The organism is Pseudarthrobacter defluvii (assembly GCF_030816725.1).
GTDB lineage: Bacteria > Actinomycetota > Actinomycetes > Actinomycetales > Micrococcaceae > Arthrobacter > Arthrobacter defluvii_A.
In genome coordinates this window covers 3305784-3324341 of sequence record NZ_JAUSYG010000001.1, presented here as the reverse complement: position 1 = coordinate 3324341, position 18558 = coordinate 3305784, and the positions used below count along the sequence as shown (strand labels likewise).

Here is an 18558-nt window from a genome sequence, read left to right as displayed (position 1 = left end):
CAAAGGACCCATCGTGACCACCTCTTCACCCACCGCCCCTTCTGCCACTGCCACCGCCCGGCTCAGCTTCGAGGACGACGGCAGGGCCCTCACCTTCACCGCCGACGGGTGCCCCATCGCCACCTACACCTACAAACCAACGGACGAGCAGTACGAAAGCCCGCGCCCGTTCTTCCACCCGCTCACCACCCTGGGTGGCGAGGAGGTAACCATTTCCCGCCCCTGCGACCATGTTTGGCACAAGGGGCTCTCCTGGGCGCTCCCCAACGTGGGGCCGCACAACTTCTGGGGCGGGGCCACCTACACGCGCGCCACGGAGTACGCCAACCTGGACAACAACGGTGCCATGACCCACGAATCCTTCACGGGAATCGACCAGTACGGCGCCGGCATCACCGCGTCGGAGTCCCTCACCTGGACATCCGAGGAAGGCGGGCCGGTCATCGCGGAGAACCGCCGGTTCAGCATCCAGCTCCTGGAGGAAGGGACCGGCAGCGACACTGCCGGGGCCTACGCCATCCTTTTCGAAACCCGGATGAGCAACATCTCCGGTGCGGACATCCGCATCGGGAGCCCCACCACCGAAGGGCGGGACAATGCCGGCTACGGCGGCCTCTTCTGGCGCGGGCCCCGGTCCTTCACGGGCGGTGAGTTCCGCAGCCAGGACGCCACCGGAACGGACGAGTTCATGGGCACCCGTTCGCCGTGGATCGCTTTTACCGGAAAGCACGACGGTACCTGCCGATCCTCCACCATCGCGTTCGTTGAGGACCCTTCAAACCCGGGCGCGCCCAACCAGTGGTTCGCACGCTCCTCCATGTTCGCCTGCCTGGGCTCGGCACCGTTTTTCAGTGCGGAGGTGCCCCTGCGGGAAGGCTCGCCGCTCACCTACCGCTATGCAGTGGTGATTGCCGACGGCGGCGTGGACGCCGCGCGTGCCGCGGCACTGGCCGCTGCCGCCGACGCCGCACTGCGCAGCTGGCGGTGAGCGTGGCCTCCTCCTTTCCAGGTGCCACCGGCCTGTCCGAGATCAGCGTCTACGACTGGCCCGGAGCCGACGGAGCAGCCGGCGGGTCACCGCACCTCCACACGGCGTCCACCGAAGCGTACGTGGTGCTCGAAGGACACGGCCGTCTGGAGACACTGGACTCACGTGGTTACACATCCAGCCCGTTAAACCCGGGGACGGTGTTGTGGTTTACGCCCGGCACGGTGCACCGCGCCATCAACGACTCGGGGGACCTGAGGATCCTGGTGGTGATGCAGAACGCCGGACTTCCCGAGCACGGCGACGCCGTGATGACGTTTCCGCCCGAGCACCTGGCGGATGCGGACACCTACCAGCGTGCAGCGGCACTGGAGCACAAGGACGCCGACGCCGGACTGGCAGCCGGAGAGCAAGCCGCCCGCCGCCGTCGTGATCTGGCTTTGGAAGGTTACTTCGCGCTGAAGGAGACCGTGCTTGCCTCCGGGCCGCCAGCGCTGGCAGGGTTCCACGCGTCCGCGGCCCGCCTGGTGTCCGGCAGGACCACGGCGTGGGCGGACCTGCTGGCAGGGGGAGCGGCCCGGCAGGCCGAACTCACGCGGCAACAGCTTGCGTCCCTGGACACGGCAGAAAGTATCTATCTGGGGAACGCGCGAACTACGATGGGAAAACGGGAAAACTTCAGGATCTATGGCATGTGTGGCCGGATTCAGGCGTGGGAACTTTCCGATAATTAACACCGGGCATGGCCCGGGTGAAAGGGCGGTCCCCGTGGTGAGCAAGCAGGACACCAGGCGCGCGACGATCAGCGAGATAGCCCGAGAGGCAGGAGTTTCTGTCCCCACCGTCTCCAAGGTCTTGAACGGGCACGCCCACGTGGCGGCCGAGACCCGGGCGCGGGTGGAGGAAATCATCGCCAAACGCGACTACGCCCGGCGCCCGGCCAAGCGCAGGCAGAAGGCCGGGCTGGTGGACCTGGTGTTCCCGGGCCTGGGCTCTGAATGGGCGCTGGAAATCATCGAAGGCGTTGAGCGCGTGGCGCAGGATGCCGGGTACGGAACCGTAGTCAGCAGCCTGAACCTGGATGGCTCGCGCATCCGGCCCTGGCTGGCCAACCTGGCCGAGCGGAAGTCGGACGGCCTGCTGATGGCCGTCTACCAGTTGGACGCCAAGCAGATCCAACGCGTGAAGTCCCTGGGAATACCCGTCGTGCTGATCGATCCCGTGGGCCAACCCGGGCCCGACCTGACCACTGTGGGGGCAGCCAACTGGGAGGGCGGCCATTCGGCAACGCAGCACCTGCTGCAGCTGGGGCACAAGCGGATCGCGATGATCGGGGGCCGCGAGGACCTGCAGTGCAGCAGTGCCCGGGAGGACGGCTACGTCTCTGCACTGCGCCGCGCAGGCATCACCCTGGACCCGGCCTTAATGGTTCCTGGCGACTTCTCCATCGAAGCGGGTGAAGCTGCCACGCGGAAGTTGCTGGAGCTGCCGGACCGGCCTACGGCGATATTCACCGGCAACGACGGCCAGGCCCTTGGGGCATACCGGGCTGCGCGCGCTGCCGGGCTCCGCATACCGCAGGACCTGTCCATCATCGGCTTCGACGACATTCCGGCGGCCGAGTGGGTCGAGCCGGGCCTGACCACCATCCGCCAGCCCGTGGTGCAGATGGCGGAGACTGCGATGAGGGCCCTACTTCGCCATCTCGACGGTGACGAGGAACTCCCTCAGCGGATCGAACTCGGCACGGAGCTGGTGGTCCGGGGGTCCACGGCGCCGCCGCCCAAGAAGTAGCGCCCTCCCTGACGCCCGCTCACCTTTGGTGGGTTTCTTGGCGACGCCCGCTCACCTTTGGTGGTTCTTCCTTAGGGCTTGTGCGCCTCCTGGATGTGCTGCTGGGTCTCGCCCTGCATCACCCAGCGATTGCCGTCGGGGTCACTGAAGTAGGCGAACAGGACGCCGCCAAGGTCCTGGATCTCGCTGATGTCAGCGCCGCGGCGGACCAGCTCGCTGCGGGTCTCGGCAATGTCGGGAACCACCAGCTGCAGCCCCTCGAGGGTGCCCGGTGTCATGGTGGTCATTCCCGTACCGATGACCACCGATGTGGCGGAACCTGGGGGAGTCAGTTGGACCACTCGCATGCCGGGGATGTGCTCCACGTCGTGGTCCGGGACGAAGCCCAGCTTTTCGGTGTAAAACGCTTTGGACCTGTCGACGTCGGATACCGGGACCTGTACAACTTCAAGGCGCATCTGCATGCCGGTCACTCTATCTGCGCCCGTTGCTCCTGGGAATGGCGGTTCCATAACCAAGTGAAAGCGGTGTCCCCCTGCTAATTGTTAAGCCCCGGAACCGTATTGCGACACCCTTTACTCAAGGTCGCATCAAGACTGTCTGAATGTTGGCCGAGGATCGTGAGAGGCGCGTTATAACGCAGGAAATGAAGCATAGGCTCGTCGGCGACGAGTTTATTGGGTTTAGCAGCAGGCCCGGCATACCTGGAGGCACCCTTCCTGGGCCTCCTGTAAATGGGGAAAGAATGTCCGACTACGAAACGCCGCGGAAACCCCGCGCTTCAACCTTCATAGTTGGCGCAATTACCGCAGTGTTTATGCTCCTCGCAGCGCGGAGCGGCGGATTCGGCGGCGCCTTGGTTGTCCTGGGAATTTCATTTGCCCTCACCGGGCTGTATGTCCTGCTCACTGGACGGCGTTCCTGGGCCTGGCTGCCTGCGAAACGGAAGGCCGGCGCCGTCGCGATCGTCGCTTCACTGGCGCTCTTCATTGGCGGCGCTTTCACGCTGCCGCACGTTGCCAAGGCAGACCTGGCGGCGGCATCTTCGGACACCACCGCCAAGGCAGCGCCTGCGAAGGTGAGCGCGGCTCCAACGGCCAAGGCGTCGCCGTCGTCCACCCCAACTCCCACCGCGCAGGACACCGGGGAACCGCTGGACCCCGAAAGCCCCTACGATCTTGCCGCCGGCGTCACTGCCACCGCGCCGAACGCGCAGCCTGCGTATGCCACCAAAGCGATGGACCTGCTGGCAACCCTTCCCATCAAGGGCCGGGCGCCGAAGACGGGGTATGACCGGGCGCGGTTCGGCCAGGCGTGGGCGGATGTGGACCGGAACGGCTGCGATACCCGCAACGACATCCTCAAGCGCGACCTCACCGGCATCACGTACACGAACAGTGTGCCGTGCAAGGTGCAGTCGGGCACCCTGGCGGATCCGTACACGGGCACCACCATCAGCTTTGTGCGGGGATCGGGCACCAGCAGCGCTGTGCAGATCGACCATGTGGTGGCGCTCAGCGATGCCTGGCAGAAGGGTGCCCAACAGCTGACCCAGGAACAGCGGACGGCGTTTGCCAATGACCCGCTGAACCTGCAGGCAACCGATGGGCCCACCAACATCAAGAAGGGCGACGGCGACGCGGCCACCTGGTTGCCGCCGAACAAGAGCTTCCGGTGTGAGTACATTGCACGCCAGATTTCCGTGAAGGCCACCTACGGGCTGTGGGTCACCCAGGCCGAACACGACGCCATGGCCCGGATCCTTGGCGACTGCAACGGGCAGTTGGCGCCGACAAACCAGCAGGCTCCGGCTCCTGCGCCAGTTGCGGCGGAACCCGCACCTGCAGCAGTTGCGCCGGCTCCTGCACCGGTTGCCCCGGCTCCCGCGCCGGCGGCCGTTGCTCCTGCTCCGGCCGCCCAGGTACCGGTCGCCCCGGCACCTGCCGCACCCGTTCCGGCCCCTGCCGCTGCCTACTACGCGAACTGCACCGCGGCGAAGGCTGCCGGAGCCGCACCGCTGTACGCGGGCCAGGCCGGCTACCGCCCTGCACTGGACCGGGATTCCGACGGCGTCGCCTGCGAATAAGTGAGCCCATGTCCGGTATTTCCGGACGCAGTTTTCATCACCATCACATGTATTCCAAGGGGAAAAATGAAAGTAGTAACAGTTCCTGCCGTCGGCAGGTTGAAGAAGACGCTTGCTTTGACTGTCTTGGCAGGCCTCATGCTGACGGGCTGCGGCGGCAAGCAGGCAGTGACGCAGCCAACGGCAACCGCAACAGCAACGGCTGTTTCCCAAACAACAGAGACCGTGGTTGTTCCGGCCGTGGTGACCTTGACCCTGGACAAGGCCACGGACCAGCTGGAAAAGCTCGGCTTCAAGGTTGAGTCCGTGGACACCGTCAAGGGCAAGTCGATCATGGTCAAGAAGAACTGGCAGGTGATCTCCCAGGACCCCGCCGACGGTGCGCAAGCGGCCAGGGGCTCCACGGTGCATCTGGGCGTCAAGAACCTCGACGACGTCGCCACGGAAAAGGCTGCCGCTGAAAAGGCAGCGGCCGATAAGGCTGCCGCCGAGCAAGCCGCTGCTGCGAAGGCTGCCGCAGATAAAGCCGCAGCTGACAAAGCCGCCGCAGACCAGGCTGCCGCTGCAAAGGCTGCAGCAGACCAGGCGGCCCGGGACACCGCTGCCAAGGCCGCAGCCGAGCAAGCCGCCGCAGCGCAGGCAGCTCAGAAGGCTGCGCAAGCACCCGCTCCCGCACCGGCCGCCGTCGGGGGTGCAATCATTTGCAGTGACGGCTATGTTTGGCCGGGCACAACGCGTCAGGGCGCCTGCAGCAGGCACGGGGGCATCGCGAAGTAGAGTGCCCGTCAGACAGAGGCTCTGGCTCTAACGTCCGAACGACGTTTTCAGGACTTCACAGTGAACAATGAACCAATAGGACGAGCCGCGGTCTCCAACTCGAGGAGATCCGCGGCTCGTCTGGTTTGAAAGTCACCTCCGGAAATGAACGTCTGGGTGACCGTCACCAGGAAGATTTCCGTGCAGACCGCTTTGTGGTCCCCGCGGACGCTCCTATGGTGGCCTCCGCAGCGCAGGCTCCTACATGCGTCCGGAGGTTAGGTCAGCATCGACATTCGGATCCGTGCGGCCGGGCGCCGGCTCGCCCGCTGAAGGCGCTGGTTCTTTTTTGGACGGCTGCCTGGAGCGCCACACTGCGGCACCGGCGGCGAGGGCCCCGAGCCCCAGAACCCACAACCACATCCTGGGTTCGGGCCGACGAGCCTGGACAGGGACCGGGGGAGACGCTTTCGGGCCGACCCGCTTGAGTTGTTCCTGGACCCGGGGAGTGAGTACCTCCACGCCGCCGGCGAGCTCATCCGCCAACCGTCGGAGCAACGCCTGGAGTCGCGGGGAAGCGGTCTCGATGCCTGTATCAAGTCCGGCCACCGCCCGTTGGAGCGCAGCCTGGACGCCCGGCGTGGCCCATTCCCTGCCCCTCGACACCTGGCTCAGCAGGTTCTCGGAGAGACGATGGATCCGCTCTGTTTCAGTCATTGGTTCTGCTGTGCGCATGGATGCCTCCTTGATGTGGTGGATGACGACAGACTAGGGCGGGCGAAAGTACGGAAACAGGGTCTTTGGAACCGGGACACCACGGACCTGGGGTGCAGTGGCTTTATCCACCTTCCCGGCGAAGGAGCCACAGGTGCCCCGGGAACCGCGCCACGGCATGCTCTTTTACTGGGCTTCGGGGCGGTGGGATGCTGCAAGAGTGGCGAGGTCGCGGATCAGACGCTGTACCTCATGTTCCCGCCGCACGGAAGCCCGAGTCTGCTGGACCGCGCGTGGTCTTGCCAAGCGCGTCCTCGGCGGGGCGGGAACAGGAACACCCGCGTTAGGTGGCGCGCTGGATGCTCCCATGCCAGCGAGCGGAATAGCTGCGCCCATATATATCCCCCTTGGCTTGATCTGCTGGGGGAAGGTCCCCCGGCCATTGCCATAGGGGACACTCTAGGAACCCCAGGGATGACGGGGAAGGCGCTTTGTCCGTTATTGGGACTTATTGCTGCAATCTTGAGGTTCGTCCTGGGGAGTCACGGTCCGTGGTCCCGGCCGGGTGCGGAGCTGGCGGCGGCTGGGGGAAGCGTTCGTGGTCTCAGCCGAACACTTTCGCCGCCAGCTCCAGTCATGACTTTAAGGGCCCCGGGCACACAGGGGCTCGAGTGGTCAATACCCGTTTTTTCACAGGTGGGTTACTTGCCTCTGATTGCAGTTCCCATGGCAGGGACCCAGCACTCTATACCGAACTGCCGGGCCTGTGCCGGAGACCACACGAGGCAATAACGACGGCGGCAGCCGGCCTGGGTGCGCCGATGCCCCGTTCTGCCGCTAGATTCCGCGGTTCTTTGGGACAGAAGAGTCGATTTGCGGTGGGGGGTGTGGACGGGTATTGTTTTCTAAGTCGCCGCGGGGGAGACAGTGAAGAACTGATCACCGCGCGGCCAAAAACCCCGAAATCAAAGCCAAAATCTGGTTGCTCTTTAGGGCGCTGGAAATGGGTGGGGCCGGTCTTCCACTGATGAGCATCCTGAGACATGGATTTGCGTCGCAGGGTGTGATCGGGTAGGTTTGGAAAGTTGCTCCGGAGCGATCCTGAACGTTGGTTTGGGTGGTGCCGGGTGTGTCTGTTGTTTGAGAACTCAATAGTGTGCCAAGTTTGTTGATACCGATTATGTATGTAATTGGTTGAATTTGCCGAATCGTGCCGCCCCTGTGGTATCGGTTTGGTGTTTTTGGCTGGTTTCAAATTTTGTGCAGCCTGGTTCCGCGTTATTTCCGTGGTTCCTGGTTGTGTCTGTTTTACTTCAACGGAGAGTTTGATCCTGGCTCAGGATGAACGCTGGCGGCGTGCTTAACACATGCAAGTCGAACGATGAAACCAGCTTGCTGGTGGATTAGTGGCGAACGGGTGAGTAACACGTGAGTAACCTGCCCTTGACTCTGGGATAAGCCTGGGAAACTGGGTCTAATACCGGATATGACCTTCCATCGCATGGTGGTTGGTGGAAAGCTTTTGTGGTTTTGGATGGACTCGCGGCCTATCAGCTTGTTGGTGGGGTAATGGCCTACCAAGGCGACGACGGGTAGCCGGCCTGAGAGGGTGACCGGCCACACTGGGACTGAGACACGGCCCAGACTCCTACGGGAGGCAGCAGTGGGGAATATTGCACAATGGGCGCAAGCCTGATGCAGCGACGCCGCGTGAGGGATGACGGCCTTCGGGTTGTAAACCTCTTTCAGTAGGGAAGAAGCCGCAAGGTGACGGTACCTGCAGAAGAAGCGCCGGCTAACTACGTGCCAGCAGCCGCGGTAATACGTAGGGCGCAAGCGTTATCCGGAATTATTGGGCGTAAAGAGCTCGTAGGCGGTTTGTCGCGTCTGCCGTGAAAGTCCGGGGCTCAACTCCGGATCTGCGGTGGGTACGGGCAGACTAGAGTGATGTAGGGGAGACTGGAATTCCTGGTGTAGCGGTGAAATGCGCAGATATCAGGAGGAACACCGATGGCGAAGGCAGGTCTCTGGGCATTAACTGACGCTGAGGAGCGAAAGCATGGGGAGCGAACAGGATTAGATACCCTGGTAGTCCATGCCGTAAACGTTGGGCACTAGGTGTGGGGGACATTCCACGTTTTCCGCGCCGTAGCTAACGCATTAAGTGCCCCGCCTGGGGAGTACGGCCGCAAGGCTAAAACTCAAAGGAATTGACGGGGGCCCGCACAAGCGGCGGAGCATGCGGATTAATTCGATGCAACGCGAAGAACCTTACCAAGGCTTGACATGAACCGGTAATACCTGGAAACAGGTGCCCCGCTTGCGGTCGGTTTACAGGTGGTGCATGGTTGTCGTCAGCTCGTGTCGTGAGATGTTGGGTTAAGTCCCGCAACGAGCGCAACCCTCGTTCTATGTTGCCAGCACGTGATGGTGGGGACTCATAGGAGACTGCCGGGGTCAACTCGGAGGAAGGTGGGGACGACGTCAAATCATCATGCCCCTTATGTCTTGGGCTTCACGCATGCTACAATGGCCGGTACAAAGGGTTGCGATACTGTGAGGTGGAGCTAATCCCAAAAAGCCGGTCTCAGTTCGGATTGGGGTCTGCAACTCGACCCCATGAAGTCGGAGTCGCTAGTAATCGCAGATCAGCAACGCTGCGGTGAATACGTTCCCGGGCCTTGTACACACCGCCCGTCAAGTCACGAAAGTTGGTAACACCCGAAGCCGGTGGCCTAACCCCTTGTGGGAGGGAGCTGTCGAAGGTGGGACTGGCGATTGGGACTAAGTCGTAACAAGGTAGCCGTACCGGAAGGTGCGGCTGGATCACCTCCTTTCTAAGGAGCACCTACAACCATCCGGCCTGGATGTATGTCCGGGTGTGGGGGTTGTCAGGAAGCAAGCCCGTTGCGCAGGCGATTGTCCTGCGGCGGGTGCTCATGGGTGGAATATCAACAAATAGCGGCTGTTTCTTTCTGCGCTCTTCTCTAGTACGAACCCTGGTGGTTCTGGAACGGTGGGGTGCGGGTGGGGATGGTTTAGTGTTTGGCACACTGTTGGGTCCTGAGGCAACAGGGCCGGGGGTTTCCCCGGGTTTGTTTGTTTCTGGTTTCCCTGCCATGACGGTCCACGCGTGTTGATCCCTTTGGGGGTTTGTGTGTGGGGTGTGTGGTGTGGGGTTGTTGTTTGAGAACTACATAGTGGACGCGAGCATCTTGTATAAGAAGCAATTTCCAAGATATATGAACCTGGATCTGGCTGCGCGTGGTGGTGCTGCTCCTTTGTGGGTGGTGTTGATTGTGCGTGGTTGGTTTCTGTGGTTCTCTCGAAAATGTTTTTGATCTTTGTGGTCAAGTTTTTAAGAGCACACGGTGGATGCCTTGGCATTAGGAGCCGAAGAAGGACGTAGGAATCTGCGATAAGCCTGGGGGAGTCGATAACCGGACTGTGATCCCAGGGTGTCCGAATGGGGAAACCCCGCCAAGCGCGCGAGTGACTTGGTGACCCGTACCTGAACACATAGGGTGCGTGGGGGGAACGCGGGGAAGTGAAACATCTCAGTACCCGCAGGAAGAGAAAACAATAGTGATTCCGTTAGTAGTGGCGAGCGAACGCGGATCAGGCTAAACCGTTCCATGTGTGATAGCCGGCGGGCGTTGCATGGTCGGGGTTGTGGGACTTTCCATACCAGTTCTGCCGGGCTGGTGGGGTGTGATGTGCGCGCATAGGTGAACGGTTTTGAAAGGCCGGCCAGAGAGGGTGTTAGTCCCGTAACCGTAATGTGTTTGTACCGCCTGTGTGAGTATCCCAAGTAGTACGGGGCCCGAGAAATCCCGTGCGAATCTGTCAGGACCACCTGATAAGCCTAAATACTCCCTAATGACCGATAGCGGACCAGTACCGTGAGGGAAAGGTGAAAAGTACCCCGGGAGGGGAGTGAAACAGTACCTGAAACCGTGTGCTTACAATCCGTCGGAGCCAGTCTGATTCTGGTGACGGCGTGCCTTTTGAAGAATGAGCCTGCGAGTTAGTGTTACGTCGCGAGGTTAACCCGTGTGGGGCAGCCGTAGCGAAAGCGAGTCTGAATAGGGCGTGTGAGTGGCGTGATCTAGACCCGAAGCGAAGTGATCTACCCATGGCCAGGTTGAAGCGACGGTAAGACGTCGTGGAGGACCGAACCCACTTCAGTTGAAAATGGAGGGGATGAGCTGTGGGTAGGGGTGAAAGGCCAATCAAACTTCGTGATAGCTGGTTCTCCCCGAAATGCATTTAGGTGCAGCGTTGCGTGTTTCTTGCTGGAGGTAGAGCTACTGGATGGCTAATGGGCCCTACAAGGTTACTGACGTCAGCCAAACTCCGAATGCCGGTAAGTGAGAGCGCAGCAGTGAGACTGTGGGGGATAAGCTTCATAGTCGAGAGGGAAACAGCCCAGACCACCAACTAAGGCCCCTAAGCGTGTGCTAAGTGGGAAAGGATGTGGAGTTGCGAAGACAACCAGGAGGTTGGCTTAGAAGCAGCCACCCTTAAAAGAGTGCGTAATAGCTCACTGGTCAAGTGATTCCGCGCCGACAATGTAGCGGGGCTCAAGTACACCGCCGAAGTTGTGGCATTCACATATTCTCCAAGCCTTCGTGGTTCAGGAGTGTGGATGGGTAGGGGAGCGTCGTGTGGGCGGTGAAGTCGCGGTGTAAACCAGCGGTGGAGCCTACACGAGTGAGAATGCAGGCATGAGTAGCGAAAGACGGGTGAGAAACCCGTCCGCCGAATGATCAAGGGTTCCAGGGTCAAGCTAATCTGCCCTGGGTAAGTCGGGACCTAAGGCGAGGCCGACAGGCGTAGTCGATGGACAACGGGTTGATATTCCCGTACCGGCGAAAAACCGCCCATGCTGAGCGGGGGATACTAACTGCCCGAAACCTGCCCGACACCCCTTGTGGGTGAAGGGTTTTGGTGGAGCGCAGGACCTGATCCCGGGAGGCAAGCGTATTAACAGGTGTGACGCAGGAAGGTAGCCGAGCCGGGCGATGGTTGTCCCGGTCTAAGGATGTAGGGCGAGTGGTAGGCAAATCCGCCACTCACATAGCCTGAGATCTGATGGGACCCCCGTTTGGGGGGATTTGGTGATCCTATGCTGCCGAGAAAAGCATCGACGCGAGGTTTTAGCCGCCCGTACCCCAAACCGACACAGGTGATCAGGTAGAGAATACCAAGGCGATCGAGAGAATTATGGTTAAGGAACTCGGCAAAATGCCCCCGTAACTTCGGGAGAAGGGGGGCCCCAACCTTGAACACCACATCGCTGGTGGGAGGGGATCGGGGCCGCAGAGACCAGGGGGAAGCGACTGTTTACTAAAAACACAGGTCCGTGCGAAGTCGCAAGACGATGTATACGGACTGACTCCTGCCCGGTGCTGGAAGGTTAAGAGGACCGGTTAGCCGCAAGGCGAAGCTGAGAATTTAAGCCCCAGTAAACGGCGGTGGTAACTATAACCATCCTAAGGTAGCGAAATTCCTTGTCGGGTAAGTTCCGACCTGCACGAATGGAGTAACGACTTCCCCGCTGTCTCAACCATAAACTCGGCGAAATTGCAGTACGAGTAAAGATGCTCGTTACGCGCAGCAGGACGGAAAGACCCCGAGACCTTTACTATAGTTTGGTATTGGTGTTCGGAGTGGCTTGTGTAGGATAGGTGGGAGACGTTGAAGCCCGGACGCCAGTTCGGGTGGAGTCATCGTTGAAATACCACTCTGGTCACTTTGGACATCTAACTTCGGCCCGTAATCCGGGTCAGGGACAGTGCCTGATGGGTAGTTTAACTGGGGCGGTTGCCTCCTAAAAAGTAACGGAGGCGCCCAAAGGTTCCCTCAGCCTGGTTGGCAATCAGGTGTCGAGTGTAAGTGCACAAGGGAGCTTGACTGTGAGAGAGACATCTCGAGCAGGGACGAAAGTCGGGACTAGTGATCCGGCGGTACATTGTGGAATGGCCGTCGCTCAACGGATAAAAGGTACCTCGGGGATAACAGGCTGATCTTGCCCAAGAGTCCATATCGACGGCATGGTTTGGCACCTCGATGTCGGCTCGTCGCATCCTGGGGCTGGAGTAGGTCCCAAGGGTTGGGCTGTTCGCCCATTAAAGCGGTACGCGAGCTGGGTTTAGAACGTCGTGAGACAGTTCGGTCCCTATCCGCTGCGCGCGCAGGAAATTTGAGAAGGGCTGTCCTTAGTACGAGAGGACCGGGACGGACGAACCTCTGGTGTGTCAGTTGTACTGCCAAGTGCACCGCTGATTAGCTACGTTCGGATGGGATAACCGCTGAAAGCATCTAAGCGGGAAGCTCGCTTCAAGATGAGATTTCCATACACATTTATGTGTGAGAGGCCCCCAGCCAGACCACTGGGTTGATAGGCCGGATGTGGAAGCGAGGACTAACGACTCGTGAAGCTGACCGGTACTAATAGGCCAACAACTTACACCACACAGAAACATACAAATTCTGCTTGCGTCCACTATGTGGTTCCCAACCAACAACCCCGCAACACACGGGTTGCACAGGGAACCAACACAACTGAATACAACACCACATGTTGTAACCACAGTCTTCCCACCCCCAAAGCAACACCAACGCGGGGGAGCGGGTGAAAGGGTTACGGCGGTCATAGCGTGGGGGAAACGCCCGGTCCCATTCCGAACCCGGAAGCTAAGACCCACAGCGCCGATGGTACTGCACCCGGGAGGGTGTGGGAGAGTAGGTCACCGCCGGAACAATCATTGAGGTCGAGGCCCCAACCACACGGTTGGGGCCTCCCACATTTAACGACACACCACCCAAAACGAACCCAATACCGGGACCAGCCCCAGGACCCCCGCTCACCCCTGACAGGTAAACCATCGACGCCCTCTCATAGCTATCGAAGCCATGAGAGCGGGCGTTCAAGATGATGCCGCCAGACGTGAGCGGGCGTTCAAGATGAACCTGCCAGACATGAGCCGGCGTTGGAGGGGTGGTAATCAAGGACTGTGGATTGTTGAACAATCCGAATTTTTAGGGCATTCTTGAAGGACACCAATCCGAGACGGAGATCACAATGCCCAGCATCGACCTGAACAGCGACGTCGGCGAGTCCTTTGGGAACTGGTCCTTCGGCGACGACGCCGCCATTTTCGAAAGCGTGTCCAGTGCCAACGTGGCCTGCGGCTTCCACGCGGGCGACCCCGTGGGAATCATGGCCACCTGCCAGGCGGCCGTGAAGGCCGGTGTCGCCGTAGGCGCCCACCCCGGCTACCGGGACCTTGCAGGATTCGGCCGCAGGTTCGTGGACATGACCCCGGCCGAGTTGACCGCCGACGTCGTCTACCAGATCGGCGCCGTCCAGGCCGTGGCCCTCGCCGCCGGAACCGCCGTCCGCTACGTCAAGCCCCACGGCGCCCTCTACAACACCATCGTCAACCACCCGCAGCAGGCCGGCGCCGTGGTGGCCGCCATCCTCGCCGTTGACCCCACCCTGCCCCTTATGGTGCTGCCGAACTCCGAAATCCAGCGCCAGGCCGAGGCCGCCGGGCTGCGGACCGTTGCCGAGGCCTTCGCTGACCGCGCCTATAACCCGGACGGCACCCTGGTCTCCCGGCGCGAACCGGGCGCCGTGCTCCATCAGGTGGAGGACGTCGTCGAGCATGTCCTTCGCCTGGCCGGCGATGGCATAGTCCGCGCCATCGACGGATCCCTGGTCGCCGTCAAGGCCGAGAGCATCTGCCTGCACGGTGACACCCCCGGCGCCGTGGCCATGGCCGCCGCGGTCCGTTCCGCCCTGGAGAACGCCGGCATCCAGATCCAGAGCTTCGCCTAGCCATGACCGCCACCCAGCAGCAGCCGCCGGCCAGTCAAGCCGCCCATGCGGCAGTGACCGGCATCCGCCCCGCCGGGGACCGGGCCATCCTGGTTGAGCTCTCCTCCCTCGATGCCGTGCTCAGCCTCCAGGCCCAGCTCACCGCGCACCCGCAGCCGGGGCAGATCGACGTCATTGCCGCAGCGGCAACCGTCCTGGCCACCGCGGACTCGCCCCAGTCAGTGCAGGCACTGTCCGCGCACATCGTCAGCCTGGACCTGGAGTCGCGCGCGGAGACCGAGAGCGCGCTGGTCACCATCGATGTGGTGTACGACGGCGAGGACCTGGACGAAGTTGCGGCGCTCACCGGCCTGGGACCCGAGGCAGTGGTGGCCGCCCACACGGGCCAGCTTTGGACTGCAGCCTTTGCCGGCTTCGCGCCGGGCTTCGCATACCTCACAGGCGAAAATTCCAGTCTTGAGGTGCCCCGCCGCCGCTCACCGCGGACGGCTGTGCCCGCCGGCGCCGTGGCCCTGGGCGGCTCGTACTCGGCGGTCTACCCGCGGCAGTCGCCGGGCGGCTGGCAACTGATCGGCCGCACCGATGCCGTGCTGTGGGACCTCGGCCGGGAGAATCCGGCCCTGATCCGCCCCGGCGACACCGTCAGGTTCAACGCCGTCCGGGCCCAAGCCACCGTGACCAAAGCGCCTGGGATGGCAGCCAAAGCGCCTGAGGCGACAGAACCTGAGACGGCAGAACATCAGGCTGAAGGCCAGCCGGCGGCAGGATCACGCACAGGCCTCCTTGTCCGCAAGCCCGGGCTGCAGGCCACCATCCAGGACCTGGGCCGCCGCGGCTTCGCGTCCCTGGGCGTCAGCAGCGCCGGCGCCATGGACCGGGGCGCCCTGCGCCGCGCCAACCGCCTGGTGGGAAACGCGGAAGCAGCCGCGGGGATCGAACTCCTCTTCGGCGGACTGGAGCTTGTTGCCCTCACCGACCAGGTCCTCGCCGTCACCGGCGCAGACGTCCCGCTGGAGATCACACCGTCGAACAAGGAACAACAGCGCATGACGGCGGTACGGCACCCCGCGAGCGACGCCCCCTTCGCGCTGCTGGCAGGAGAGACGCTGGCGGTGGGCAACGCCACGGCAGGGCTGCGCTCCTACATCGGGGTCCGCGGCGGGATTGGCGGCCCCGAAGCCCTCGGCAGCAGGTCCACGGACACGATGTCCGGGGTTGGACCCGACCCACTCCAGGCCGGCGCCGTTCTGCCCGTGGAAGCCGTCAAGCCGGGCAGCATTGTGGGGTACCCGGAGGTGTCACCTCTCCCGGACCAGAACCAGGCGACCGTGCTGCGCGTGGTACCCGGTCCCCGGCAGGACTGGTTCAGCGACGGGATGCTGCAGGACTTCCTCAGACAGGAATGGACCGTCACGCCGCAGTCCAACCGCATCGGCCTGCGCCTGAAGGGGCAGGCACTCACCCGCAGCCGGGACGGCGAACTCTCCAGCGAAGGAACCGTCCGCGGCGCCGTGCAGGTGCCGCCCGAAGGCCAGCCCGTCCTTTTCCTCTCCGATCACCCGGTGACCGGCGGGTATCCGGTGATTGCCGTCGTCGTCCACGCAGACCTGGACAAGGCCGCCCAACTTCCCCCAGGCGCCACCGTGCGGTTCGCCGCTGCAGCGCCGCCGGCAGAACTGCCCCACACACCTAAGGAAAGCCCCCATGCGTAAAGTCCTCATTGCCAACCGCGGAGAAATCGCCGTAAGGATCGCCCGGGCCTGCGACGACGCAGGACTGGAAAGCGTGGCCGTCTACGCCGATCCCGATGCCGACGCCCTGCACGTCTCCGCCGCCACAGAGGCCTACTCGCTAGCGGGCTCCAGGCCCCAGGACACCTACCTGGACATCGAAAAGATCCTTGCCATCGCAGGGAAATGCGGCGCCGACGCCGTCCACCCCGGCTACGGTTTCCTGTCCGAAAACGCCGCCTTCGCCCAGTCCGTCATGGACGCCGGCCTGACGTGGATCGGGCCCTCCCCGGAGACCATCCGGTTGCTCGGCGACAAGGTCAGCGCCCGCGAAGTGGCCGTCCGCGCCGGCGCCCCGCTGGCACCGGGCAGCGACGGCCCCGTGGGCAGCGCCGCCGAGGTCCGCGCCTTCGCCGAGCAGGTGGGCCTGCCGGTTGCCATCAAAGCCGCGTTCGGCGGCGGCGGCCGCGGCCTCAAGGTGGTCCGGAATCTCGCCGACATCGAGGAAAGCTTCGATTCTGCGGTCCGTGAATCGTTGGCTGCCTTTGGCCGCAGCGAGTGCTACGTGGAGAAGTTCCTGGACCGGCCGCGCCATGTGGAGGCCCAGGTGATCGCGGACAGCCACGGCAACGTGGTGGTCGTCGGCACCCGCGACTGCTCATTGCAGCGCCGCCACCAGAAACTCGTGGAGGAGGCCCCCGCGCCCTTCCTCACCCCCGAACAGCGCGCGGAAATCCATGCCTCCGCCAAGGCAATCTGTCGCGAGGCCGGATATGTCGGCGCCGGCACGGTCGAGTATCTGCTGGACGGAAGCGGCTTCATCAGCTTCCTGGAGGTGAACACCCGGCTGCAGGTGGAGCACCCCATCACTGAGGAGACCTCGGGGGTGGACCTGGTGGCCGCCCAGTTGGCCATCGCGGCGGGCGAGAAGCTCCCCGTCCTGGAGGACCCGGAACCTCGTGGGCACGCCTTTGAGTTCCGGATCAATGCCGAGGATCCGGGCAGGGGCTTCCTGCCGTCCCCCGGCTCCGTCACCGGGTTCGAGGTGCCCACCGGGCCCGGGATCCGCCTGGACACGGGCGTCCGGGCAGGATCGGTGGTCCCCGGACAGTTCGATTCGCTGCTGGCCAAGCTGGTGGTCACCGGCGCGGACCGGCAGCAGGCCCTCCGCCGCGCCCGCCGCGCACTGCGCGAGTTCCGCATCGACGGGCTGGCCACGGTGCTGCCGTTCCACCGGGCCGTTGTGGAGGCGCCGGACTTCACCGCCACGGACGCCCTGGGCGTCTACACCACCTGGATCGAGAACGAGTTCACCGCTGCCCTGGACGCGGATCCGGCCTTCAGCCCGGCCGCTCCCGAGGAGCCGCGCCGCACCATCGGCATCGAGGTGGACGGCAAGCGGATGGAGCTGGGGCTTCCCAAGGCGCTGCTGGATTCACTGCTCGACGGCGGCGGCCGTCGCGCTGGCGACGCTTCCGGCGCCGGGGTCCCGGACGGCAGCGGGAAGGCCGAGGCGGGGAAGAACGACGGCGACCTGCTGGCAACCATGGCCGGCACCGTGGTCAAGTGGCTGGCTTCGCCGGGGGCCAGTGTCGAGGAGGGGGAGACGGTGCTGGTGCTGGAAGCCATGAAGATGGAGACGGCCGTCGCCGCCCACCGTGCCGGCACCCTGGGGGAGCAGTTCGCTGCCGCGGGTGAGGCCGTGGCGCCCGGACAGGTGCTCGCCACCATCGGCTGAGCCCCGGGGTTTGCAGCGGAAGGGCGCCAGTGGTGGCACTGAGTCTGGCACTTGGGCGGAGGCCCGGGCCGATATCGTGGTGCCATGACGTTTGACGAGGTGCTGGCCGATCTCCAGGCCCAGGCCAGGACCACGAAGCACGCCGAAACAGGCCTCTGGGTTGCCGCCCAGCTGCGGAGCCGCATTGAGGCCGGCCTGCTCAAGCCGGGTTCCAAGCTCGCGGAGGAAGCCCTCCGCGAGGCCCTGGGCGTGTCCCGCAACACCCTGCGGGAGGCGTTCACGGCGCTGCATGCCGAGCACATCGTCACCCGCATCCCCAACCGCGGCGTGTTCGTAGCCCACCCCACGGCCGGCGACATCCGCGAGATCTACCGGGTGCGCCGCTTCCTGGAACCGGCCGCGGTGCTCTGGTCCGGTGAAGCGTCCCTGGAGCCGTTGCCGGCCATCATCAAAGCCGCCCGGGCCGCGGCCGCGGAAGGGGACATCCCGGGCATGGCCGGCGCCAACCAGCACTTCCACCGCGCCATCGTGGACCGCGCCGGGAGCGAACGGCTCAACAGCCTCATGGACCAGGTCCTGGCCGAGATGCGCCTGGTGTTCCATTCCATGGCGGCCAACCCGGCCTTCCATGAGCCTTACGTGGAGGACAACGCCCACATCGTCGCACTCCTGGAGGCAGGGGACCGGGCCGCGGCAGCGGACTTCCTTGCCACCTACCTGGACCGCGCCGAAGCCCAGCTGCTGGACGCCGTCGGCCGTTAGGAACCGCCGCCCTCCCAGAAGGGGGTTGCGGGATTGTTGAACAAAACGCTATGCTGTGGATCACACCGTTGTTCTGCAGCTCACTGATTCCTGCAGTCCCAACGCAACCGGGGCTCCCGCCCCTCGGCGCCGCCCCACCAACCC

At 63.3% G+C, this 18558-nt stretch carries 11 protein-coding genes and 3 rRNA genes; 12 read left to right on the top strand and 2 right to left on the bottom strand.

All coding sequences use genetic code 11. The annotated features are described in order from the left end of the window. Positions 1-10: 10 nt before the first annotated feature. The 3 genes from QF031_RS15495 to QF031_RS15485 are packed head-to-tail and all read left to right on the top strand — an operon-like array spanning position 11 to position 2782. The gene (locus tag QF031_RS15495) at positions 11-988 is read left to right on the top strand and encodes a PmoA family protein (protein ID WP_370874569.1); all 978 of its coding nucleotides are present in this window, start codon (positions 11-13) and stop codon (positions 986-988) included. 2 nt (positions 989-990) lie between these two features. Beyond that, entirely contained in the window at positions 991-1722 is a 732-nt protein-coding gene (locus QF031_RS15490; protein WP_307429997.1) for a cupin domain-containing protein, read from the top strand. A 34-nt stretch (positions 1723-1756) separates the two neighbouring features. Further along, positions 1757-2782, top strand: coding sequence for a LacI family DNA-binding transcriptional regulator (locus tag QF031_RS15485; protein WP_307429994.1), 1026 nt, complete (start codon positions 1757-1759; stop codon positions 2780-2782). A 71-nt stretch (positions 2783-2853) separates the two neighbouring features. Here QF031_RS15485 and QF031_RS15480 read toward each other — a convergent pair whose 3' ends face one another. Continuing rightward, the gene (locus QF031_RS15480) at positions 2854-3246 is read right to left on the bottom strand and encodes a VOC family protein (RefSeq protein WP_307429992.1); all 393 of its coding nucleotides are present in this window, start codon (positions 3244-3246) and stop codon (positions 2854-2856) included. Positions 3247-3599: 353 nt separating this feature from the next. On the opposite strand from QF031_RS15480, the gene QF031_RS15475 reads away from it, so the two are divergent. Further along, positions 3600-4868: a GmrSD restriction endonuclease domain-containing protein gene (locus tag QF031_RS15475; protein WP_307433399.1), complete on the top strand. Its 1269-nt coding sequence runs from the start codon at positions 3600-3602 to the stop codon at positions 4866-4868. A gap of 66 nt (positions 4869-4934) precedes the next feature. Continuing rightward, positions 4935-5645 (top strand): PASTA domain-containing protein, encoded by a 711-nt coding sequence (locus tag QF031_RS15470; RefSeq protein ID WP_307429989.1) that lies wholly within the window; start codon positions 4935-4937, stop codon positions 5643-5645. A 240-nt stretch (positions 5646-5885) separates the two neighbouring features. Here the strand turns inward: QF031_RS15470 and QF031_RS15465 are convergent, their stop codons facing one another. Next, the gene (locus tag QF031_RS15465) at positions 5886-6359 is read right to left on the bottom strand and encodes a hypothetical protein (RefSeq protein WP_307429986.1); all 474 of its coding nucleotides are present in this window, start codon (positions 6357-6359) and stop codon (positions 5886-5888) included. Between the two features lie 1292 nt (positions 6360-7651). On the opposite strand from QF031_RS15465, the gene QF031_RS15460 reads away from it, so the two are divergent. From QF031_RS15460 to QF031_RS15430, 7 genes are all read left to right on the top strand, one after another. Further along, positions 7652-9175 (top strand): 16S ribosomal RNA (locus tag QF031_RS15460). 511 nt (positions 9176-9686) lie between these two features. Beyond that, positions 9687-12816: ribosomal RNA gene (locus tag QF031_RS15455) — 23S ribosomal RNA — on the top strand. 169 nt (positions 12817-12985) lie between these two features. Further along, positions 12986-13102, top strand: a 5S ribosomal RNA gene (gene rrf, locus QF031_RS15450). The 16S, 23S and 5S rRNA genes sit together here, the layout of an rRNA operon. A gap of 323 nt (positions 13103-13425) precedes the next feature. Then, the gene (locus tag QF031_RS15445) at positions 13426-14184 is read left to right on the top strand and encodes a LamB/YcsF family protein (RefSeq protein WP_307429982.1); all 759 of its coding nucleotides are present in this window, start codon (positions 13426-13428) and stop codon (positions 14182-14184) included. A gap of 2 nt (positions 14185-14186) precedes the next feature. Beyond that, positions 14187-15896: a 5-oxoprolinase/urea amidolyase family protein gene (locus QF031_RS15440; RefSeq protein ID WP_307429977.1), complete on the top strand. Its 1710-nt coding sequence runs from the start codon at positions 14187-14189 to the stop codon at positions 15894-15896. Continuing rightward, positions 15889-17652: an acetyl/propionyl/methylcrotonyl-CoA carboxylase subunit alpha gene (locus QF031_RS15435; protein WP_307429974.1), complete on the top strand. Its 1764-nt coding sequence runs from the start codon at positions 15889-15891 to the stop codon at positions 17650-17652. The genes QF031_RS15440 and QF031_RS15435 overlap by 8 nt, the downstream gene beginning before the upstream one ends. A gap of 84 nt (positions 17653-17736) precedes the next feature. Beyond that, a complete protein-coding gene (locus QF031_RS15430; RefSeq protein WP_307429972.1) occupies positions 17737-18414 on the top strand; it encodes a GntR family transcriptional regulator in 678 nt (225 codons plus the stop codon). The last annotated feature ends 144 nt before the right edge of the window (positions 18415-18558 follow it).